This window comes from Streptomyces sp. NPDC001851, assembly GCF_040297165.1.
Taxonomy (GTDB): Bacteria; Actinomycetota; Actinomycetes; order Streptomycetales; family Streptomycetaceae; genus Streptomyces.
Map to the genome: position 1 here is coordinate 19802 of NZ_JBEOYR010000029.1, position 20853 is coordinate 40654.

Below are 20853 nucleotides of genomic sequence, written 5' to 3' on the forward strand. Positions count from 1 at the left end.
AAGCCAGTTACATCGAAGGGAAAGCTCTTCCGTGGACGCCCGCTTTACCGAGATGCTCAAGCCTTTCCTGCCCTTCCTCGGCGAGGAGCCCATCACGGCCGACACCCCGCTGCGGGAACTCGGACTGGACTCCATGCAGGCCATCGAGCTGATGTTCACGCTGGAGGACACCTTCGGCGTGCAACTGCCCGACGACGCCCTCACCGAGGCCACCTTCGCCACCGCGGGCAGCCTGTGGAACGCGGCCGTCGCCGCGATGCCCGCCGGCACGGCGGACGCGATATGAGGGGCTTCGACCGCACGGGCTTCGACGCACAGGCCACCGCGGACGCCGTCCGCCGGGTGTGCGAGACGGCCCGGCAGCACGCCGCGTCCTGCGACGAGGCCGCCGAGTTCCCCCTCGCGGCCCTGGCGGAGATGCGCCGCACCGGACTGCTCGGCCTGATGGTGCCGACCGCCCACGGCGGGATGGGCGGCGGCGTGGACGACGTCCTGGACGCCGGCATCGCCCTCGGCCGTGCCGACATGTCCGTCGCCATGATCTTCACCATGCACTGCCAGCAGGTCGCCGGCATCGTCCGGCACGCGTCCCCCGGGCTCGCCGCCGAACTCCTTCCGGAGATCGCCGCGGGACGCCTCTACCTGGCCTCCGTCACCACCGAGGCCGGCAAGGGCGGACACCTGCTCACCTCCGCCGCCGAACTCGCCACGCAGGACGACCGGCTGGTCATCGACCGGGTCGCACCGATCGTCACCGGCGGCGCGCACGCCGACGGCTTCCTGATCACCATGCTCAGCCCCACGGCCCGCTCCCCGCACGAGGTCTCCCTCGTCTACGCCCACCGCGACCAGCTCGACATCGACGTCTCCGGCGACTGGGACCCGCTCGGCATGCGCGCCAGCCACAGCGTGGCCCTGAAACTCACCGGCCAGGTGCCCGGCCACCAGGTCGTCGGCGAGCACGGCCAGTTCCGCAAGGTCGTCCTGGACACCTTCGGCCCGCTGGCCCACCTCGGCTGGTCCGCGACCTGGCTGGGCACCGCCGCCGGCGCCCTGTCCCGGGTGCTGCAGACCCTGCGCAGCCCCGCCGGCCGCAAGAGCGCCAACCTCGAATCCGAGCTGCTGCTGACCCGGCTCTCCCGGGCCCGGCAGCGCCTGGACACCGTGCACGCCCTGCTGCGGCACACGGCGGCCACCCTCTCCCGGGCCGCCGACGACGGCGACGACCTCTCCCGCCCCAAGTACCAGCTGCTGGTCAACGCCCTCAAGATCACCGCGTCCGAGGAGTGCCACCGCACCATCGAGGACCTGGTCGACGCCGTGGGCCTGCGCCACGGCTACCTCAAGAGCTCGCCCACCGGACTCGAACGCGCCCTGCGCGACCTCAGGTCCGCCGCGCTCAACTACAGCAACGACCGGCTCCACCTCGCCGACGGCAGGCTCGCCCTGCTCGATGCGGAGGTGACCCTTGCCTGACCGGCCCCTCGGGCTGCCCGTCGGCGAGGCGACCGGGATCCTCTCGGCCCTCGCCGCCTCCGGCACGCTCACCGAGCTCTACGGCAAGGAGCCGACCGGCCGCCTCGACCCGCTGCTGCTGCGCCGCATCCTCACCGAGGCCGACGCACAGAGCCCGGCGGGCACCGTTCTCGCCCTGCTCGTCCAGCTCGCCAGCGCGACACCGCTGCTCACCGAGATGGCCGACAGCCCCGCCGCCGCACGCACCCTGCGCGCGGCCCTCGAAGGCGCCGGACTGCTCGCCCTCGCCGCCACCGACACGGCCGCCCCGGGCTCCGACCTCGCCGCACTGGGCACCACCGTCGACCTCTCCGGCAGCGACGGGGACGACGGGGACATCGTCCTCGACGGCGGCAAGCGCTGGGTCACCTCCGCCCTGACCGCCGGCCACGCCCTGGTGCTGGCCCGGCACCGCCCCGGCCGCCACTTCACCAGCTTCACCTGGGTCCTGGTCCCGCTGACCGCCCCCGGCGTGACCGCGGAAGCGGCCGACACCGGCCTCTTCGACGGCGCGGGCCTCGGACACCTCCACTTCCACTCCGTACGCCTGCCCCGCGAGCACGTCCTCGGACGCCCCGGCCGGGGCCTGGCCCTGTTCGCCCGGCACCTGAGCGTGGAACGCCTGGCCTCGGCGGCCTGGGCCGTGGCACTGTGCCGCAGGGCCGTCGCCGACACGGCCCGCCGGCTCGCGGCCCGGCCCGTCGACGGCGCACCCCTGCGCCGGTCGTCGTCCGTACGCCAGCGGCTCGCGGACTGCGCCGTACGCCTCAGCGCCCTCGACGCGCTGTGGACGCAGTCCGCCGACCGCATCGCCCGGCACCACGACGCCACCGCCGCCGCCACGCTCAAGGCGCTGTCCGGCATGACCGTCGAACACGTCCTCGCCGAGTGCGGCCACCTCCAGGGAGCGGACGGCTTCGAGCGGGGCGGAGTGCAGCGGCTGCGCGCCGAGGCGGCCGTGTTCGGCATCGGCGGCGGCGCCACCGAAGTCGTCCTCGACACCGTCGCCGAACGCCTCGACCAGGTCCTGGACGGACTGACGCCATGACCGCCGCCACCGCCACCGCCGCCACCGCCACCGCCGCCACCGCCTCCGGCGCCGCCGGGACCCGCCTGCACACCGAGGCGGCTCCCGGCGTCTGGGTCACCGTGGAACCGGTCGGCACCCCCGCCGACGACCCGGCCGGGCTCACCCCGCACGACCTGGCCGACGCCGAGCACCTGCCCGAGTGGCGCGCCCGTGAACTCCTCGCCGCCCGCCGGGCCCTGCGCCGCCTGCTGGCCGCCCACTTCCCCCAGGCCCGGCACGCCCCCGTCACCTACACCGACCGCGGAGCCCCCCGCCTCGTGGACCAGCCCCGCATCGGCATCAGCGTCAGCCACGACGGCGGGGCCGTCGCCGCCTGCGCCGCCCTGGACCACGCCGTCGGCGTCGACCTCCAGCACCCGCCGGACACCGTGTCCGACGGCATGCTGCGCCGCTGCGCCAAAACCCACACCGAGCAGCTCGCCCGCCTGCCCATGGCCGCGCGGACCAGGGAGTTCGCCTGGCTGTGGACCGTACGCGAGGCCCTCGTCAAGGCCGACGGCACCGGCCTCGCGGGCGGGCTGTGGACCGCCGACGTCGCCCCCCGCAGCCGGCACGGCGCCTCGGGCCGGCACCGGTGGGTGAGCCTGCGCGAGCAGTCGCCGATCCCGCTCAGCTGCGCCTACACGCCGCTTTCCGAACCGACCCCGCCCACCGAACGCCCCCTGGAGAACGACAGTGAGTGAGCCCCCGGCCGAGCTGAGCTGCTACACGGCGGGTCTGGTGGCCTACCTGGAGCCGCGGGTCCCGGACATCCGGGAGCGGCTCGCGGCCGCCGTCCGCCTGCGGGTGCGCACCGATCCGCCCGACGGCGGACTGGCGTTCTCCCACCACGCGCGCGTCGACATCGACCACCGGGGCCGCGGCCTCGTCCACCGCGGTGCCGACGACTGGGCCGCCGCCCGCGCCGCGCTCGACGCCGAACTGTCCCGGCACGGCAGCGTGCTCGCCGTCGGCAACACCCGCCACATCCCCTGGTCCCCGTCGTACGGCGGCGCGGAGACCTCGCACTGGGTGGTGCTGCGCCGGCACGACGACGCCACGTGGCACGTGCGCGACGACTTCGACGCCCTCACCCCGCACGGCACCCAGACCGCGTACGACGGCCTCGTGGACGACGCCGGACTCCAGGCCCTCCTCACGCCGTTGTCCCGTACGACCGCCCAGGCCGTCAGCCGCGACCGCCACGCCCTCGGCGAGGCCACCGAACTGGCGCCGTACACCGGCTACCGCTGGCTCGAACTCAGCGACACGCCGGACACGGCCGCCCCCGAAGGCACCTGGGTGGACGGGCTGCTGCCCGCGCTGCGGCTCGTGGCCGACACGGTGTGCGCCGACCCGGACGCCCTCGCCCGCCATGCCGACGACATCTGGACCTCCGCCCGCCACCAGCGCTTCCGGCTGGCCTCCCGGCCCGAGGCGGCGGGTGTGGCGGAGGCGGCGGCAGCGTGGGGTTCCCTCCCGCAGGCCGTGCGCTTCGGCATCGCCTCGGCCGAGCGCGGCCGGTACCGGGAGGGGGTCGTGCGAACGGCCTTCGACCAGCTGATCGGCGCCGTGGAGCGGCTGGAGGGCGAGCAGCCGGGGGAGACCGGCCGATGACCCACCAGGACACCCTCTACGGGCGGTTCGCCGCCACGGTGCGCCGGCACCCGGACGCCGTGGCCCTCGAACTCGACGGCACCGCCCACACCTACGCCGAACTGGACGCACTCGCCGCACGGCTGGCCGCCGCCCTGGTCGCCGGCACGGACGGCCCCGGCCCCCGCCGGGTCGGCCTGCTCGCCCTGCGCACCCTGACCGCCTACGCCGGCTATCTCGCCGTACAGCGGCTCGGCGCCACCGTGGTTCCGCTGCACCCCGGCTTCCCGCTCCCGCGCACGGCGGCGACGGCCAAGGCCGCCGCACTGGACTGCGTGCTGACCGACCCCGAGCGCGCGGGCGTCGAGCTGCCGGTACCGGTGCTGGCACCCGACGTCACGGCCCCCGCCCCGGCCCCCCTCGGCGAGACGCGGTCCGCCGGGCCGGACGACCTCGGCTACATCCTCTTCACCTCCGGCTCCACCGGCACCCCGAAGGGCGTCCCGATCCGGCACCGCAACGTCACGGCCTACCTGGACCACGTGACCGCCCGGTACGGCATCGGCGTCGGCGACCGGCTCTCCCAGACCTTCGACCTCACCTTCGACCTCTCCGTCTTCGACCTGTTCGCGGCCTGGAGCAGCGGCGCCACCGTCGTCGTGCCCGGCCGCGGCGACCTCCTCGCCCCCGCCCGGTTCGTCGCCAGGGAACGCATCACCCACTGGTTCTCGGTGCCCTCGGTGATCTCCCTCGCCCGACGGCTGCGCGGCCTGACCCCCGGCTGCATGCCCACGCTGCGCTGGAGCCTGTTCTGCGGCGAACCCCTGACCACCGCCCAGGCCGAGGCATGGCGGGCGGCCGCCCCCGGCAGCGTGCTGGAGAACCTCTACGGCCCCACCGAACTGACCCTCAGCTGCACCCAGCACCGGCTGACGGACACCCCGGCCGAACAGCCGCCCGCGCACGGCACCGTGCCGATCGGGCGGCTCTACCCCGGCCTGGAACAGCTCGTCGTGGACGACGACGGCCACCCCGCCGCCGAGGGCGAGCTGTGCGTCCGGGGCGTCCAGCGCTTCCCCGGCTACCTCGACCCCGCCGACAACGCCGGCCGGTTCCTGCGGTACGAACCCGGCGACGACCGCGCCACGGCGGTGGACGCCGTGACGGCTCCGGACGAGCGGCTCTGGTACCGCACCGGCGACCGGGTGCGCCTCGGCGAGGACGGCCTCACCCACCTCGGCCGCCTGGACGACCAGGTCAAGGTGCGCGGCTACCGCCTGGAGCTCGGGGAGGTGGCGAGCGAACTGCGCGCCCACCCGAGCGTCCGCGACGCCGTCGCGCTCACCCTCCCCGGTCCACGCGACGAGACCCGCCTCGCGGCCGTCTGCACGGGAGACGACGTCGATCCCGCCGATGTCCTCGCCTCGCTGCGCGCCCGCCTGCCCGAATACATGATCCCCAGCACCCTCACCGTGCTGGCGGACCTGCCGCTGAACGCCAACGGAAAGATCGACCGCCGCGCCCTGCGGGACATGCTCACGACCGCCCGCGCACGCTGAAACCGGGGGAAACACGCTTGAACGGCCAGACCATCCACTCCCTGCTCGACACCGCGGCCCGGGAGACGCCCGACGCCCCGGCGATCCGGGACGCCACCGGCCGCTGGACCTACCGCGAACTGGACGCCGCCGCCCGGGCGTTCGCCCGCTGGCTGCGCGGCCAGGGCATCGGCCGCGGTGACCGCGTCGTCGTCCAGCTGCCGACCAGCCGGGAACTGGCCGCGATGTTCTACGGCACGTCCCGCGTCGGAGCCGTCTTCGTCCCGCTCAACCCGGCGATGAAGGAGTTCCACCTGCGGTCCGTCGTCGGCAACGCGGAACCGAAGCTCGTCCTCACCGACGCCGCGGGCGCCCCGGTGCTGCGCCGCGTCAGCACCGCGCCGGTGCACGACATCGCCGACGTACGGCCGGACCTCGCTCCGGCGGGCGAGGACCCCGGCGAGGCGGAGGCGGTCTCCCCCGACGACCTGGCCGTGCTGATCTACACCTCGGGCAGCACCGCCGCCCCCAAGGCGGTCATGTGCCCCCACGCCCAGGTGACCTTCGCCTGCCGCGCCCTGACCGAGGTGCTCGGCTACCGCCCGGACGACGTCGTCTTCTGCCGCTTCCCCATGTCCTGGGACTACGGCCTGTGCAAGGTCCTGATGACCTGCGTCGCCCGCTGCGAGATCGTCCTCGCCGACGGCGAGTCCGACCTCCTGCTGCTGCGGCGCATGCGGGAGACCGGCGTGACGGTCGTGCCGATCGTGCCGTCCCTCGCCACGATGATCGTCCGCCTGGCCGGCCGGGACACCGGGGCCATGCCGCCCGTGCGCATGTTCACCAACACCGGCGCCGCGCTGCCCCAGAGCACCATCGACGCCCTGCGCACCCGTTTCCCCGGTGCCCGCGTGGTCCGGCAGTACGGCCAGACCGAGGCCAAACGCATCACGGTCATGCCGCCCGAGGCCGACCGGGAACGCCCCGACTCCGTAGGCCTGCCGCTGCCCGGCACCCGCGTGCTGATCCTGGACGACGACGGCAGCCCTGTGCCCGCCGGCGAGGTGGGGGAGATCGTCGCCACCGGCCCGCATGTGATGGCCGGCTACTGGCGCAACCCCGAGGACACCGCCCGCTCCTTCCGCCGCGACCCGCGCTCCGGGGAGCCCCTGCTGCACACCGGCGACTACGGCTGGCTGGACGACGACGGCTACCTCTACTTCCAGGGCCGCCGCGACGACATGTTCAAGCACAAGGGCTTCCGCATGAGCACCCTGGAGATCGAGAGCGCGGCCATGGACATCCCCGGCGTGCGGGCCGCCGCCGCGCTGCCGCCCGGTGACGGACACGGGCTCGCCCTGTTCGTGGAGAGCGACCTCGACGCCCACCAGGTCGTCACCGAGCTCACCAAGCGCCTCGAACTGCCGAAGGTGCCCACCGTCTGCCGGGTCCTGAAGGAGTTCCCGCTCACCCTGCACGGCAAGAACGCCCGCCGCGAGCTCGCGGCCCTGCTGGAGGGGAACGGCGCATGACCGACCGCACCCGCCTGCGGGAACTGGCCGACGCGTACGGCACCCCGCTGTACGTCTACGACCTCGACCGCCTCGACGCCGCCCGGCGCGACCTGTTCGGCTGGCTGCCCGAGGAGTTCGAGGTCTTCTACGCCCTCAAGGCCAACCCGCACGTCGATCTCGTCCAGGCCCTGCGCGAGGGCGACGGCCCCGGCTGCCGCGCCGAGATCAGCTCCACCGGCGAACTCGCCGCGGCCCTGCAGGCCGGCCACGACCCCGCGGACATCCTCTACACCGGGCCCGGCAAGACCCCCGGCGAACTGCACGAGGCGATCGGACAGGGCGTCCGGCTCTTCTCCGCCGAGTCGCTCACCGACCTCGAACACATCGGCGAGGCCGCGCTGGCCCACGGCACGGTCGCGGACTGCCTGCTGCGCGTCAACGACGAGACCGCCCGGGCGGCCACCGGTGTCCGGATGACCGGCCGGCCCACCCAGTTCGGCTTCGACAGCGAGACCATCGCCGGCCTCGCACCCCGGCTGCGCGCGGTGCCGGGCACCTCGCTGGCCGGTCTGCACCTGTTCACCCAGAGCAACGCGTCCGACGAGAACGCCCTGATCAGCGAGTTCCGGCACACCATCGACACCGCCGCCCGCATCGAGCGGGAACTCGGCGTGCCGCTGCGCCTGCTCGACATCGGCGGAGGCTTCGCAGCGCCCTACGGACAGCACGGCGAGCGCACGGCCTACCCCGCCCTGCGCGCCGCGCTCGAAGCCGCCCTGGACGAGCACTTCCCGCGCTGGCGGCAGGGCGCCCCCCGGCTCGCCGTCGAGTCGGGCCGCTACCTGGTGGGCGACTGCGGAACCCTGCTGGCGTCGGTCAGCAACGTCAAGACCGGCCGCGGCCGGACCTTCGTCGTCCTCGACGCCGGCATCAACACCTTCGGCGGACTGTCCGGCCTCGGCCGCATCCTCCCGGTGTCCGTCCGCGTCGACTCCGCCCCCGGCTCGGACCCCGACGCCGGACAGACGCAGCGGGTGACCCTCGCCGGGCCGCTGTGCACCCCCGGCGACACCCTCGGCCGGGACGTCGAGGTCCCCGTCGGCCTCGGCCCCGGCGACCTCGTCGCCATCCCGAACACCGGAGCCTACGGCCCCACCGCCAGCCTCCTGATGTTCCTGGGCAGGCCCGCCCCGGCCGAGGCCGTGGTGCGCGCCGAGGACGTGGTCTCCGTCTCCCGTATCGAACACGTACGGACCTACCGGAAGGTGGAACGGGAACATGACTGATGTGCGCACGACGGCGCGGCAGACCGTCGTCGTCACCTCGATGGCCTCCGACTCCCACACCTGGAACCTGGTGTTCCTCCAGCTGCTCCTGGAGGAACTCGGCTACGACGTCGTCAACCTGGGCCCCTGCGTCCCCGACGACCTGCTGGTCTCCCGCTGCGCCGCCCTGCGCCCGGCGTTCGTCGTCGTCAGCAGTGTCAACGGCCACGGGCACCAGGACGGGCTGCGCGTCATCGGCGCGTTCCGCTCCCACCCCGACCTGGCCGCCACCCCCGTGGCCATCGGCGGCAAGCTCGGTGTCGCCGGCCAGGACTCCGCCCGCGCGCGGGAGCTGAGGGCGGCCGGCTTCGACGAGGTCTTCGAGGAGGAGACGGACCCGGCCACCGCCCTGGCGGCCTTCGCCGCCTCGCTTCCCCGGGCCGTGGCGCCGGGCCGACTCCCGGTCATGCTGCCCGCCGCCCGATGAGCGACCGGGAGACCGCCGACTTCGGCGCGTACGTCAGGGCCGAGGCCGAGGCGGGCCGGCTCGTGGTCCAGCCGCGGATGGGCTTCGGCGATCCGCGGACCATGCGCGCCGGGCTCGCGGCCACCCGGGCCGCGGCCGCCCGCACGGTCGGCACGATCACGGTCGACGCCCACACCCGGGTGGGGCACCTGGCGGCCGTCGAGAGGGCGCTGCGCGACGGGGCCGCCCTCAACGGCTATCCCCTGGTCACTCACCCCGCCGCGACGACCGCCGGGGTGCTGGCCGGCCTCCACGGCCCGGACTTCCCGGTGCAGGTGCGCCATGGTTCCGCGGACCCCCTCGGCATCTTCGACGCCATGCTCGCCGTGGGCCTGGCCGCCACCGAGGGCGGGCCGGTCTCCTACTGCCTGCCCTACGGCCGTACGCCGCTCGCGGAGTCCGTCGACAACTGGGCGCGCGGCTGCGAGCTGCTCACCCGGCTCCGCGAGCAGGGGCTGGAGCCGCACCTGGAGACCTTCGGCGGCTGCATGCTGGGGCAGCTGTGCCCGCCCGGACAGCTCGTGGCGATCAGCGTGCTGGAGGCTCTCTTCTTCGCCCAGCACGGCATCCGCAGCATCTCCGTCAGCTACGCCCAGCAGACCCACCCGGGGCAGGACCGCGAGGCGCTCGCGGCGCTGCGGCGGCTGTGCGGGGAGCTGCTGCCGGTGTCCGACTGGCACGTCGTCGTGTACGCGTACATGGGCCTGTACCCGCAGACGCACGACGGCGCCTACCGCCTGCTCGGACAGGCGGCCGAACTCGCCGTCGACGGCGGCGCCCAGCGGCTGATCGTCAAGACGGCCGCGGAGTCGCAGCGCATCCCCAGTATCGAGGTGAACGTCCGCGCCCTGGAGTACGCGGCCTGGGCGGCCCGGCGGGCAGCCCGGGTCCCGGTCGACGCCGGTGCCGGTTCCCCGACTTATGACGAGGCCGCGGCACTGGTCGGCACCGTTCTGGATCTCGACCCGGACGTCGGGCGTGCTCTGCTGATCGCGTTCCGCAAGGGCTACCTCGACATCCCCTACTGCCTGCATCCGGACAACAAGGGGCAGACCCGCAGTTATATCGACGCCGACGGACGTCTGCGCTGGGAGGCGACGGGTTCGCTGCCGGTCGACGCCCCGCGACGGCTCCGCGGTCGGCGCTTCACGTCGGCGGACCTCCTCAGCGATCTCTCGTATGTGCGTCGCAAATATGACGAACCGGGCGGGGACACCCTCCTGGCAAGGTAAGAATCTGACGAGAGCATTGCCCACTCATGGGGGAACAAAGACCCCTAATACCAGACAAGTGGGCTCGGTTCCTGCACAGACGCGCACTGTCACTCTCATGTGTGACAGCGAGCACACCGATCAGGTAAAGACCTCATCAAATAGTTTGTGATACGGTTCACGAGAACCCCGGATAGAACCGAAGGACCTGAGTGCCACGGTCCATTGGTGTGAGGTCTCGATCACTCAGCCCGGGACTACGCTCGTCCATGACGACACCCTGCCCCCTGTGAAAGCGGAGTTGCCGCCATGCCGTCCAATGACGCCCGGAACCTTCTGCGGATCGCTGTGCCCACAGCGGCTGCCGGCGTGGTCGCCGTTGCCGTCAGCGGTGCGGTCGCCGGTGGCAAGGGGGCGCTCGGTGCGGCCGTCGGTGTGCTGCTCGCCATCGCCTACATGGGGATCGGTCTCTACGTGCTGCAGTGGACGGCAAAAACGCTCCCGCAGCTCTTCCAGGCCATGGGTCTCATGCTCTATGTCGCCCAGCTACTGCTGGTCATGCTCTTCCTGGCGGTGTTCAAGGGCACCACTCTCTTCAATACGAGGGCATTCGCGTTCTCACTCATCGCCGCGACCGTCGTGTGGATGGCCGCACAGACCCGGGCGCATCTGAAGGCCAAGATCTTCTACGTCGACCCCGACTCCCACGAGGGTGAGAAGCCCGAGAAGACAGGGCACCCGTCGTGAGGGGTAGGGCCGGGATAAAGACGTGTCTGATCTCCTGCTATCGTCCGGTGCCAACTGCGGCATCGCGGGCGCGGGCATCGGAGCTGTCGCCTGCTCATTCGCGAGGCTTGATGCCCCCCAGCCGCCCCCACATCCGTAACACCAGTCCGGTGCCGACCCGCGGCTGCGCGCCGCGCCGACACAACGAGGTTGCCGTATCCATGCGCCACGCCGAAGGAGCTCGCGGTGAGTGCTGACCAGACCACGCTCGCCTTCGACTGGAGTTGCCGCGTTTTCGCCGACAACGGCTGCGGCTTCCCGTCGCCGGGCCTGCACTCCTTCCTGTTCAAGCCGATGTTCACGGTCGGCAGTGTCGACATCGACAAGCCGATGCTGCTGGCGCTGCTCAGCACTCTGGTGGTCGTCGGCTTCTTCTGGGCAGCGTTCAGCAAGGCCAAGGTGGTCCCCGGCAAGCTCCAGATGATCGGCGAGGCGGGCTACGACTTCGTCCGCCGCGGCATCGTCTACGAGACGCTCGGCAAGCGTGAGGGCGACAAGTACGTCCCGTTCATGGTCTCGCTGTTCTTCTTCGTCTGGATCATGAACCTGTGGTCGGTCATCCCGGTCGCGCAGTTCCCGGTCACGTCGGTCATCGCCTATCCGGCCGCCCTGGCCGCGATCGTCTACCTGACCTGGCTGATCCTGACCTTCCGCAAGCACGGTTTCGTCGGTGGCCTGAAGAACCTCACGGGGTACGACAAGTCGCTCGGCTGGGTGCTGCCGCTGGTCATGCTCATCGAGTTCTTCTCGAACCTCTTCGTGCGGCCCTTCACCCACGCGGTCCGGCTCTTCGGCAACATGTTCGCCGGCCACCTGCTGCTCGTGATGTTCACGGTCGCCAGCTGGTACCTGTTCAACAGCTACCTGATCCCCGCCGCGGCGGTCTCCTTCGTGATGACCGTCCTCATGATCGGGTTCGAGCTCTTCGTCCAGGCCGTCCAGGCGTACGTGTTCGTCCTCCTGGCCTGCACCTACGTTCAGGGCGCTCTCGCCGAGCACCACTGAGCCACCCTCCGCCCCCGTCACCAGACGCCCGGTGGCCAACCCCCACCGGTCCTTGAAATGAGAAGGAAGAATCAGCATGGCTGCCACTGAGACCCTTGCCGCCGTCACCGGCTCCATCGCCTCCGTCGGCTACGGCCTCGCCGCCATCGGTCCCGGCATCGGCATCGGCATCATCTTCGGCAACGGCACCCAGGCCCTGGCCCGTCAGCCCGAGGCCGCCGGCCTGATCCGCGCCAACCAGATCCTGGGCTTCGTCTTCTGTGAGGCGCTCGCCCTCATCGGCATCGTCATGCCGTTCGTTTACACCTACAAGTAAACCGCGGCTGACGATCACCCTTAAGGGAAAGGCACTGATGACATGCAGCTGACACAACAGCTGGTGCAGCTGGCGGCTGAGGAACAGGAGAATCCCCTCCTCCCGCCGGGTCCCGAACTGGTCATCGGCCTCGTCACCTTCGCCATCGTCTTCTTCTTCCTCGGGAAGAAGCTCCTCCCGAACATCAACAAGGTTCTGGAAGAGCGCCGCGCGGCGATCGAAGGCGGTATCGAAGAGGCCGACGCCATGAAGGTGGAGGCCCAGAGCGTCCTTGAGCAGTACAAGGCCCAGCTCGCCGAGGCCCGGCACGAGGCCGCGCGTCTGCGCCAGGAGGCGCAGGAGCAGGGTGCCGCGCTCATCGCCGAGATGCGGGCCGAGGGCCAGCGGCAGCGCGAGGAGATCGTCGCCGCCGGTCACGCCCAGATCGAGGCCGACCGCAAGGCCGCGGCGTCCGCGCTGCGCCAGGACGTCGGCAAGCTCGCCACCGAACTGGCCGGCAAGCTCGTCGGTGAGTCCCTTGAGGACCACGCCCGGCAGAGCCGTGTGATCGACCGCTTCCTCGACGAGCTCGAGGAGAAGGCCGAGGCCACGCGATGAACGGAGCGAGCCGCGAGGCCCTGGCAGCCGCACGGGAGCGTCTCGACGCGCTGACGGACTCCACGTCCGTCGATGCCGCTTCGCTCGCCGACGAGCTGGCGGCCGTCACCGCGCTGCTCGACCGCGAGGCCGGCCTGCGCCGGGTCCTCACCGACCCGGCGCAGCCCGCAGAGGCCAAGGCGCAGCTGGTGGAGCGTCTGATCGGTGGCCAGGTGAGCGGTCCCACCGCCGACCTGGTGGCCGGCATGGCGCGCTCCCGCTGGTCGCAGCCCCGCGACCTGGTGGACGCGCTGGAGGAGCTGGCGGACATCGCCGACCTCACCGCCGCGGAGAAGACGGGCACGCTCGACGACGTCGAGGACGAGCTGTTCCGGTTCGGCCGGATCGTCTCCTCGAACACCGAGCTGCGCGCCGCGCTCACCGACCGCGCCGCCGGCGGCCAGGCCAAGACCGAGCTGCTGCACCGGCTGCTGGGCGGACGGGCCAAGCCCGCCACCGAGCGTCTGGTCGCGCGCCTCGTGACCGCGCCGCGGGGACGTAGCCTGGAAGCGGGACTGGAGTCCCTGTCCAAGCTCGCCGCCGACCGCCGGGACCGTCTGGTGGCGATCGTCACCTCGGCGGTGCCGCTGAGCGACCCGCAGAAGCAGCGCCTGGGCGATGCCCTCGCGAAGCTCTACGGCCGCCGGATGCACCTCAACCTGGACGTGGACCCCGACGTGATCGGCGGGATCCGGGTGCAGGTCGGTGACGAGGTCATCAACGGCTCCCTCGCGGACCGGCTGGATGACGCCGCCCGCCGCATGGCGAGCTAGCAGCACCTCGACCATTCGAGAAAAGCAGTACGTACTTACGGCCCTGGTTGGGCCGTGCAGAGGATTCCTGGGGGTCGCCCCCAGACCCCCCAAGTGAAACTTCGGGCCCAACAAGGAGAGCAGGGAACCCAGATGGCGGAGCTCACGATCCGGCCGGAGGAGATCCGGGACGCGCTGGAGAACTTTGTCCAGTCGTACAAGCCGGACGCGGCCTCGCGCGAGGAGGTCGGTACGGTCACCCTTGCCGGCGACGGCATCGCGAAGATCGAGGGTCTTCCCTCGGCCATGGCCAACGAACTGCTGAAGTTCGAGGACGGCACCCTCGGCCTCGCCCTCAACCTCGAGGAGCGCGAGATCGGTGCCATCGTCCTCGGTGAGTTCAGCGGCATCGAGGAGGGTCAGCCGGTCACCCGCACCGGGGAGGTCCTCTCCGTCGCGGTCGGCGAGGGCTACCTCGGCCGTGTCGTCGACCCGCTCGGCAACCCGATCGACGGCCTCGGCGAGATCGAGACGTCCGGCCGCCGCGCGCTGGAGCTGCAGGCCCCCACGGTCATGCAGCGCAAGTCGGTGCACGAGCCGATGGAGACCGGCTACAAGGCCGTCGACGCGATGACCCCGATCGGCCGTGGCCAGCGTCAGCTGATCATCGGCGACCGCCAGACCGGCAAGACCGCCCTGGCCGTCGACACGATCATCAACCAGCGCGACAACTGGCGCTCGGGCGACCCGAAGAAGCAGGTCCGCTGCATCTACGTCGCCATCGGCCAGAAGGGCTCCACCATCGCCGGCGTGCGCCGCGCGCTGGAGGAGAACGGCGCGCTGGAGTACACGACCATCGTCGCCGCCCCGGCGTCCGACCCGGCCGGCTTCAAGTACCTGGCGCCGTACACCGGTTCGGCCATCGGCCAGCAGTGGATGTACGAGGGCAAGCACGTCCTGATCATCTTCGACGACCTGTCCAAGCAGGCCGACGCCTACCGCGCCGTGTCCCTGCTGCTGCGCCGCCCGCCGGGCCGTGAGGCCTACCCGGGTGACGTCTTCTACCTGCACTCCCGCCTGCTGGAGCGCTGCGCCAAGCTCTCCGACGACATGGGTGCCGGTTCGATGACCGGTCTGCCGATCGTGGAGACCAAGGCCAACGACGTCTCGGCGTTCATCCCGACCAACGTCATCTCCATCACCGACGGCCAGTGCTTCCTGGAGTCGGACCTGTTCAACGCCGGTCAGCGCCCCGCGCTGAACGTCGGTATCTCCGTCTCCCGAGTCGGTGGTTCCGCCCAGCACAAGGCGATGCGCCAGGTCTCCGGCCGTCTGCGTGTGGACCTCGCCCAGTTCCGTGAGCTGGAGGCGTTCGCCGCCTTCGGTTCCGACCTGGACGCGGCCTCCAAGGCGCAGCTGGAGCGCGGTTCGCGCATGGTCGAGCTGCTGAAGCAGGACCAGTACCAGCCGATGGCCACCGAGGACCAGGTCGTCTCCGTCTGGGCCGGCACCAACGGCCGTATGGACGACGTCCCGGTCGCCGACATCCGCCGCTTCGAGAAGGAACTGATCGACTTCCTACACCGGAAGCACCAGGGCCTGATGACCTCCATCAAGGAGGGCGCCAAGATGTCGGACGACACGATCCAGGCGATCGACGACGCGGTGGCCGAGTTCAAGAAGCAGTTCGAGACCTCGGACGGCAAGCTGCTCGGCGAGGACGTTCCTGCCGCTGCCGCCAAGTGACGTAAGGAAGGGACCTGACTCATGGGAGCCCAGCTCCGGGTCTACAAGCGTCGCATCCGATCTGTCACCGCGACCAAGAAGATCACGAAGGCGATGGAGATGATCGCCGCCTCGCGCGTCGTCAAGGCGCAGCGCAAGGTGGCGGCCTCCACGCCCTACGCGACCGAGCTGACACGCGCGGTCACGGCGGTCGGCACCGGCTCGAACACCAAGCACCCGCTCACCACGGAGGCCGAGAACCCGACCCGTGCCGCGGTCCTGCTCCTCACGAGCGACCGCGGTCTGGCCGGGGCCTTCAACTCCAACGCCATCAAGACGGCGGAGCAGCTGACCGAGCGCCTGGAGCGCGACGGCAAGCAGGTCGACACGTACATCGTCGGCCGGCGCGGTGTCGCCCACTACAACTTCCGTGAGCGCAAGATCGCGGAGTCGTTCACGGGCTTCACGGACGAACCGACGTACGCGGACGCCAAGAAGGTCGCGGCGCCCCTGATCGAGGCGATCGAGAAGGACACGGCCGAGGGTGGTGTGGACGAACTCCACATCGTCTTCACCGAGTTCGTCTCGATGATGACGCAGACGGCACTCGACGCCCGGCTGCTGCCGCTGCGCCTCGAAGAGGTCGCGCAGGAGGCGGCGCCGAAGGGCGAGATCCTGCCGCTGTACGACTTCGAGCCCTCGGCGGAGGACGTCCTCGACGCCCTGCTGCCGCGCTACGTGGAGAGCCGCATCTACAACGCGCTGCTCCAGTCGGCCGCTTCGAAGCACGCCGCCACGCGGCGCGCGATGAAGTCGGCCACCGACAACGCGGGCGAGCTGATCAACACGCTCTCCCGTCTTGCCAACGCGGCCCGCCAGGCCGAAATCACCCAGGAAATCAGCGAGATCGTCGGTGGCGCGAGCGCCCTGGCCGACGCGACCGCGGGGAGTGACCGATAATGACCACCACTGTTGAGACCGCGACGGCTACGGGCCGCGTCGCCCGGGTCATCGGCCCGGTCGTCGACGTGGAGTTCCCCGTCGACGCGATGCCGGACATCTACAACGCCCTGCACGTCGAGGTCGCCGACCCGGCGAACGCGGGCGAGAAGAAGACGCTGACCCTGGAGGTCGCCCAGCACCTGGGTGACGGCCTGGTCCGCACCATCTCCATGCAGCCCACCGACGGTCTGGTCCGCCAGGCCCCGGTGACCGACACGGGCGCGGCCATCTCCGTCCCCGTCGGCGACTTCACCAAGGGCAAGGTGTTCAACACCCTCGGTGAGGTGCTGAACGTCGACGAGTCCTACGACGGCGAGCGCTGGCCGATCCACCGCAAGGCCCCGAACTTCGACGAGCTCGAGTCCAAGACCGAGATGTTCGAGACGGGCGTCAAGGTCATCGACCTGCTCACCCCGTACGTCAAGGGCGGCAAGATCGGTCTGTTCGGCGGCGCCGGCGTCGGCAAGACGGTGCTCATCCAGGAGATGATCTACCGTGTCGCCAACAACCACGACGGTGTCTCCGTGTTCGCCGGTGTCGGTGAGCGCACCCGTGAGGGCAACGACCTGATCGAGGAGATGTCCGACTCGGGCGTCATCGACAAGACCGCGCTGGTCTTCGGTCAGATGGACGAGCCCCCGGGCACCCGTCTGCGCGTCGCGCTGGCCGGCCTGACCATGGCCGAGTACTTCCGTGACGTCCAGAAGCAGGACGTGCTGTTCTTCATCGACAACATCTTCCGCTTCACGCAGGCCGGCTCCGAGGTCTCCACCCTGCTCGGCCGTATGCCGTCCGCGGTGGGTTACCAGCCGAACCTGGCCGACGAGATGGGTCTCCTCCAGGAGCGCATCACCTCGACCCGCGGTCACTCGATCACCTCGATGCAGGCGATCTACGTCCCCGCGGACGACCTGACCGACCCGGCCCCGGCCACCACCTTCGCCCACCTCGACGCGACGACGGTTCTGTCCCGTCCGATCTCCGAGAAGGGCATCTACCCGGCCGTGGACCCGCTGGACTCCACGTCCCGGATCCTGGACCCGCGTTACATCTCCGCGGACCACTACAACGCCGCCATGCGCGTGAAGACGGTCCTGCAGAAGTACAAGGACCTCCAGGACATCATCGCGATCCTCGGTATCGACGAGCTCGGCGAGGAGGACAAGCTCGTCGTCCACCGTGCCCGTCGCGTGGAGCGCTTCCTGTCCCAGAACACCCACGTCGCCAAGCAGTTCACCGGCGTCGACGGGTCGGACGTGCCGCTGGACGAGTCGATCGCCGCGTTCAACGCGATCATCGACGGTGAGTACGACCACTTCCCGGAGCAGGCGTTCTTCATGTGCGGTGGCCTGGAGGACCTCAAGGCCAACGCCAAGGAGCTCGGCGTCTCCTGAACTCCCTGAGTTCGTGTGAGGGGGCGGGGTGCGTCCCGCCCCCTCATCCACGCCCACTAGAATTGACCCCAACACCCGGCAGAACCGCCGGGTGGTGACCCGAGGAGCCACCCTTGGCTGCTGAGCTGCACGTCGAGCTGGTCGCTGCCGACCGCCAGGTCTGGTCCGGTGAGGCCACCCTGGTCGTCGCGCGCACCACGTCCGGCGACATCGGCGTCATGCCCGGTCACCAGCCGCTGCTCGGTGTGCTGGAGTCGGGCCCGGTGACCATCCGGACGAGTGACGGTGGAACGGTCGTCGCCGCGGTGCACGGCGGTTTCGTCTCGTTCGCGGACAACAAGCTGTCGCTGCTGGCCGAGATCGCCGAGCTGTCGGACGAGATCGATGTCCAGCGCACGGAGCGGGAGCTGGAGCGCGCGAAGGCGGAGGGCGACGCCGCCGCCGAGCGTCGCGCGGACGTCCGCCTCCGTGCGGCGGCGGCGCGCTAGACACCGCGCGCTGTGCGCTGACGTTCCTCAGCCGCGGCTGGCACCAGAGCGATCCGGTGCCGGCCGCGGCTGAGGCAGATGTGGATGTTTTTTCAGTTCCATTACCTAGGAGACGAGGAGGTCGGTGCCAGTGATCCTCGCTCTGACTGTGTGCGGGATCGTGGTCGCGCTCGTGGTGGTGGGACTGTTCCTGTTCGGTCTGCGCCGCAGACTCATCCAGCGCTCGGGCGGTACGTTCGACTGTTCCCTGCGCTGGGACGTGGCCGAGAAACCGGACGCCAACGGCAAGGGCTGGTCCTACGGCGTCGCCCGCTACAACGGTGACCGCATCGAGTGGTACCGCGTCTTCTCCTACGCCTTCCGCCCGCGCCGCACGCTGGAGCGCGCGCAGATCGAGGTGGCCGGCCGCCGGCTGCCCGAGGGTGAGGAGGAGCTGGCGCTGCTCTCCGACGCGGTGGTCCTCGCCTGTACCCATCGGGGCACCCGCCTCGAACTCGCGATGAGCGAAGACGCGCTGACCGGATTCCTCGCGTGGCTGGAGGCAGCCCCGCCCGGACAGCGAGTGAATGTGGCGTAGCCACATTCACTCGCTGGGTGGGGGTCCCCCCGGACGAAGTCCGGGGGAGCGTCAACGTCGCTTAGGAGCTCTTTCTCACAGGTTGCTGCTGATGGCGTTGACCAGCTCACCGTTGCCTGTGTCGCCGCTGAACTCCCAGAAGAAGGCCCCGCCGAGCCCCTGGGACTTCGCCCAGCCCATCTTCCCGGCGATCGTCGACGGGGTGTCGTACGACCACCAGTTGCTGCCGCAGCGCGCGTACGCCGTGCCCGCGACGGTGCCGGTGACCGGACAGGACGTCTTGAGCACCTTGTAGTCCTCGATGCCCTGCTCGTAGGTACCCGCCGCCGGGCCCGTGGCCGTTCCGCCCGGGGCGTCCTGGGTGACACCGGTCCAGCCGCGGCCGTAGAGGCCGATGCCGATGAGCAGCTTGGATGCGGGCACGCCGATCGACCTGTACTTGGCGATCGCGTCGGCCGTGTCGAAGCCGGCCTTCGGGATGCCGGAGTACGAGGTGAGCGGGGAGTGCGGGGCGGTCGGGCCCTTGGCGTCCCAGGCGCCGAAGAAGTCGTACGACATCACGTTGTACCAGTCGGCGTACTGGGCGGCACCGGCGTAGTCCGCGGCCTCGATCTTGCCGCCGGAGGAGCCGTCGGCGGTGACCGCGGCGGTGACCAGGGCCTTGGTACCGAACTTGGCGCGCAGCGCGGCCAGCACGTTCTTGAAGGCCGCCGCCCCGCTGGTGTCGCAGGACAGGCCGCAGGCGTTCGGGTACTCCCAGTCGATGTCGATGCCGTCGAAGACATCGGCCCAGCGCGGGTCCTCGACCAGCTTGTAGCAGGAGTCGGCGAACGCGGCCGGGTTGGCCGCCGCCTGCCCGAAGCCGCCGGACCAGGTCCAGCCGCCGAAGGACCACAGCACCTTGAGGTTCGGGTACTTGGCCTTCAGCTCGCGCAGCTGGTTGAAGTTGCCGCGCAGCGGCTGGTCCCAGGTGTCGGCGACACCGCTGACCGACTGGTCGGCGGTGAACGCCTTGTCGTAGTCGGCGTAGGAGTCGCCGATCGCGCACTGGCCGTTCGTGACGTTGCCGAAGGCGTAGTTGATGTGCGTGATCTTCGCCGCCGAGCCGGACGTCACCAGGTTCTTGACGTTGTAGTTGCGGCCGTAGATGCCCCACTCGGTGAAGTAGCCGAGCTTGACCTTGTCACCGGTGGTCGGGGGAGTGGTGGTGCCGCCGGTGGTGTGCACCTTGACCGCGCCGCTGACGGGGCCGGTCTGGTCGGCGGTGTCGCGGGCCTGCACGGTGTAGGAGTAGTCGGTGCCGGCGGTCAGGCCGCTGTCGGTGTACGAGGTGGCCGTCACCGTGCCGACGACCTTGCCGTCGCGCAGGACGTCGTAGTTCTTGACGCCCTTGTCGTCGGTGGCCGCGCCCCAGGAGAGCCTGACCGAGGTGTCGGTGATGTTCGAGGCGGTCGGGGTGCCGGGGGCGGAGGGTGCCGCGTCGCCCGGGACCGTCGTACCGTCGCAACTGTCGCCGTTGAGCTTGCAGTTGCTCGGCGATCCCGGGCCCGAGCCGTTGAAGCCGAAGGAGACCGAGGCGCCGGGGGCGATGCTGCCGTTGTAGGACTTGTTCTTCGCGGTCCAGTGGGTGCCGGAGCTGGTGACGTCCGCGTCCCAGGCGGAGGTCACGGACGTGCCCGAGGGGAAGTCCCACTCGACGGTCCAGGAGCTGATGCTGGAGCTGCCGGTGTTCTTGATGGTCCACTGGCCGCCGAAGCCGGTTCCCCAGTCGCTGGTCTTGGTGAAGCTCGCCGTCGCGTTGCCCGCGGCCTGGGCGGGGCCCGCGAGACCGACGAGGCCGGCCAGGGGGAGCAGCAGGGTCGCGAGGCCTGCCGCGGCTCTGTGTCTGAAGCGCATGGTGCGCCTCCTCAATGTGGGGATGTCAGGGGCATGACTGAG

The 20853-nt window shown here is 70.9% G+C and carries 21 protein-coding genes; 20 read left to right on the forward strand and 1 reads right to left on the reverse strand.

Going from position 1 to position 20853, the window contains the following annotated elements; all coding sequences use genetic code 11:
- Nucleotides 1–31: 31 nt before the first annotated feature.
- The 20 genes from ABT171_RS33215 (at nucleotide 32) to ABT171_RS33310 (ending at nucleotide 18915) form a co-directional block, all read left to right on the forward strand.
- Nucleotides 32–286: an acyl carrier protein gene (locus tag ABT171_RS33215; RefSeq protein WP_351250105.1), complete on the forward strand. Its 255-nt coding sequence runs from the start codon at nucleotides 32–34 to the stop codon at nucleotides 284–286.
- Nucleotides 283–1476, forward strand: a complete 1194-nt coding sequence (locus ABT171_RS33220) for an acyl-CoA dehydrogenase family protein (protein WP_351250106.1) — start codon at nucleotides 283–285, stop codon at nucleotides 1474–1476. The genes ABT171_RS33215 and ABT171_RS33220 overlap by 4 nt, the downstream gene beginning before the upstream one ends.
- Entirely contained in the window at nucleotides 1469–2563 is a 1095-nt protein-coding gene (locus tag ABT171_RS33225; protein WP_351250107.1) for an acyl-CoA dehydrogenase family protein, read from the forward strand. Before ABT171_RS33220 ends, ABT171_RS33225 begins: the two co-directional genes overlap by 8 nt.
- Nucleotides 2560–3288, forward strand: coding sequence for a 4'-phosphopantetheinyl transferase family protein (locus ABT171_RS33230; protein ID WP_351250108.1), 729 nt, complete (start codon nucleotides 2560–2562; stop codon nucleotides 3286–3288). Before ABT171_RS33225 ends, ABT171_RS33230 begins: the two co-directional genes overlap by 4 nt.
- Entirely contained in the window at nucleotides 3281–4201 is a 921-nt protein-coding gene (locus tag ABT171_RS33235) for a hypothetical protein (RefSeq protein ID WP_351250109.1), read from the forward strand. The genes ABT171_RS33230 and ABT171_RS33235 overlap by 8 nt, the downstream gene beginning before the upstream one ends.
- Nucleotides 4198–5739: an amino acid adenylation domain-containing protein gene (locus ABT171_RS33240; protein ID WP_351250110.1), complete on the forward strand. Its 1542-nt coding sequence runs from the start codon at nucleotides 4198–4200 to the stop codon at nucleotides 5737–5739. The genes ABT171_RS33235 and ABT171_RS33240 overlap by 4 nt, the downstream gene beginning before the upstream one ends.
- Before the next feature lie 17 nt (nucleotides 5740–5756).
- On the forward strand, nucleotides 5757–7250 hold the full coding sequence (locus ABT171_RS33245; protein ID WP_351250111.1) for an AMP-binding protein: 1494 nt from the start codon (nucleotides 5757–5759) through the stop codon (nucleotides 7248–7250).
- Entirely contained in the window at nucleotides 7247–8518 is a 1272-nt protein-coding gene (locus tag ABT171_RS33250; RefSeq protein WP_351250112.1) for a type III PLP-dependent enzyme domain-containing protein, read from the forward strand. The genes ABT171_RS33245 and ABT171_RS33250 overlap by 4 nt, the downstream gene beginning before the upstream one ends.
- Nucleotides 8511–8984, forward strand: coding sequence for a cobalamin B12-binding domain-containing protein (locus tag ABT171_RS33255; RefSeq protein ID WP_351250113.1), 474 nt, complete (start codon nucleotides 8511–8513; stop codon nucleotides 8982–8984). Before ABT171_RS33250 ends, ABT171_RS33255 begins: the two co-directional genes overlap by 8 nt.
- Nucleotides 8981–10255, forward strand: a complete 1275-nt coding sequence (locus tag ABT171_RS33260; protein WP_351250114.1) for a methylaspartate mutase — start codon at nucleotides 8981–8983, stop codon at nucleotides 10253–10255. The genes ABT171_RS33255 and ABT171_RS33260 overlap by 4 nt, the downstream gene beginning before the upstream one ends.
- A gap of 288 nt (nucleotides 10256–10543) precedes the next feature.
- Nucleotides 10544–10981, forward strand: a complete 438-nt coding sequence (locus ABT171_RS33265; RefSeq protein ID WP_351250115.1) for a Cg1360 family ATP-synthase-associated protein — start codon at nucleotides 10544–10546, stop codon at nucleotides 10979–10981.
- A 225-nt stretch (nucleotides 10982–11206) separates the two neighbouring features.
- Nucleotides 11207–12025, forward strand: coding sequence for a F0F1 ATP synthase subunit A (gene atpB / locus ABT171_RS33270; RefSeq protein WP_351250116.1), 819 nt, complete (start codon nucleotides 11207–11209; stop codon nucleotides 12023–12025).
- Nucleotides 12026–12101: 76 nt separating this feature from the next.
- Nucleotides 12102–12341 (forward strand): ATP synthase F0 subunit C, encoded by a 240-nt coding sequence (gene atpE / locus ABT171_RS33275; RefSeq protein ID WP_351250117.1) that lies wholly within the window; start codon nucleotides 12102–12104, stop codon nucleotides 12339–12341.
- Between the two features lie 48 nt (nucleotides 12342–12389).
- The gene (locus ABT171_RS33280) at nucleotides 12390–12938 is read left to right on the forward strand and encodes a F0F1 ATP synthase subunit B (protein ID WP_351250191.1); all 549 of its coding nucleotides are present in this window, start codon (nucleotides 12390–12392) and stop codon (nucleotides 12936–12938) included.
- On the forward strand, nucleotides 12935–13750 hold the full coding sequence (locus ABT171_RS33285) for a F0F1 ATP synthase subunit delta (protein ID WP_351250118.1): 816 nt from the start codon (nucleotides 12935–12937) through the stop codon (nucleotides 13748–13750). Before ABT171_RS33280 ends, ABT171_RS33285 begins: the two co-directional genes overlap by 4 nt.
- A 132-nt stretch (nucleotides 13751–13882) precedes the next feature.
- Nucleotides 13883–15475: a F0F1 ATP synthase subunit alpha gene (gene atpA, locus ABT171_RS33290; protein ID WP_351250119.1), complete on the forward strand. Its 1593-nt coding sequence runs from the start codon at nucleotides 13883–13885 to the stop codon at nucleotides 15473–15475.
- A gap of 21 nt (nucleotides 15476–15496) precedes the next feature.
- Entirely contained in the window at nucleotides 15497–16414 is a 918-nt protein-coding gene (locus ABT171_RS33295) for a F0F1 ATP synthase subunit gamma (protein ID WP_351250120.1), read from the forward strand.
- The gene (gene atpD / locus ABT171_RS33300) at nucleotides 16414–17850 is read left to right on the forward strand and encodes a F0F1 ATP synthase subunit beta (protein WP_351250121.1); all 1437 of its coding nucleotides are present in this window, start codon (nucleotides 16414–16416) and stop codon (nucleotides 17848–17850) included. Before ABT171_RS33295 ends, atpD begins: the two co-directional genes overlap by 1 nt.
- Nucleotides 17851–17963: 113 nt before the next feature.
- Nucleotides 17964–18338, forward strand: a complete 375-nt coding sequence (locus tag ABT171_RS33305) for a F0F1 ATP synthase subunit epsilon (protein WP_046421578.1) — start codon at nucleotides 17964–17966, stop codon at nucleotides 18336–18338.
- Between the two features lie 130 nt (nucleotides 18339–18468).
- Entirely contained in the window at nucleotides 18469–18915 is a 447-nt protein-coding gene (locus ABT171_RS33310; RefSeq protein ID WP_351250122.1) for a DUF2550 domain-containing protein, read from the forward strand.
- 75 nt (nucleotides 18916–18990) lie between these two features.
- Here the strand turns inward: ABT171_RS33310 and ABT171_RS33315 are convergent, their stop codons facing one another.
- On the reverse strand, nucleotides 18991–20811 hold the full coding sequence (locus tag ABT171_RS33315) for a glycosyl hydrolase family 18 protein (RefSeq protein WP_351250123.1): 1821 nt from the start codon (nucleotides 20809–20811) through the stop codon (nucleotides 18991–18993).
- Nucleotides 20812–20853 lie beyond the last annotated feature (42 nt).

What these genes read in the sequence shown, in the direction of transcription:
- ABT171_RS33220 (WP_351250106.1), top strand. Translation starts at nt 283, where the DNA reads ATGAGGGGCTTCGACCGCACGGGCTTCGACGCACAGGCCACCGCGGAC.
- ABT171_RS33230 (WP_351250108.1), top strand. Translation starts at nt 2,560, where the DNA reads ATGACCGCCGCCACCGCCACCGCCGCCACCGCCACCGCCGCCACCGCC.
- ABT171_RS33240 (WP_351250110.1), top strand. Translation starts at nt 4,198, where the DNA reads ATGACCCACCAGGACACCCTCTACGGGCGGTTCGCCGCCACGGTGCGC.
- ABT171_RS33250 (WP_351250112.1), top strand. Translation starts at nt 7,247, where the DNA reads ATGACCGACCGCACCCGCCTGCGGGAACTGGCCGACGCGTACGGCACC.
- ABT171_RS33255 (WP_351250113.1), top strand. Translation starts at nt 8,511, where the DNA reads ATGACTGATGTGCGCACGACGGCGCGGCAGACCGTCGTCGTCACCTCG.
- ABT171_RS33260 (WP_351250114.1), top strand. Translation starts at nt 8,981, where the DNA reads ATGAGCGACCGGGAGACCGCCGACTTCGGCGCGTACGTCAGGGCCGAG.
- ABT171_RS33265 (WP_351250115.1), top strand. Translation starts at nt 10,544, where the DNA reads ATGCCGTCCAATGACGCCCGGAACCTTCTGCGGATCGCTGTGCCCACA.
- atpE (WP_351250117.1), top strand. Translation starts at nt 12,102, where the DNA reads ATGGCTGCCACTGAGACCCTTGCCGCCGTCACCGGCTCCATCGCCTCC.
- ABT171_RS33285 (WP_351250118.1), top strand. Translation starts at nt 12,935, where the DNA reads ATGAACGGAGCGAGCCGCGAGGCCCTGGCAGCCGCACGGGAGCGTCTC.
- atpA (WP_351250119.1), top strand. Translation starts at nt 13,883, where the DNA reads ATGGCGGAGCTCACGATCCGGCCGGAGGAGATCCGGGACGCGCTGGAG.
- ABT171_RS33295 (WP_351250120.1), top strand. Translation starts at nt 15,497, where the DNA reads ATGGGAGCCCAGCTCCGGGTCTACAAGCGTCGCATCCGATCTGTCACC.
- atpD (WP_351250121.1), top strand. Translation starts at nt 16,414, where the DNA reads ATGACCACCACTGTTGAGACCGCGACGGCTACGGGCCGCGTCGCCCGG.
- ABT171_RS33315 (WP_351250123.1), bottom strand. Translation starts at nt 20,811, where the DNA reads ATGCGCTTCAGACACAGAGCCGCGGCAGGCCTCGCGACCCTGCTGCTC.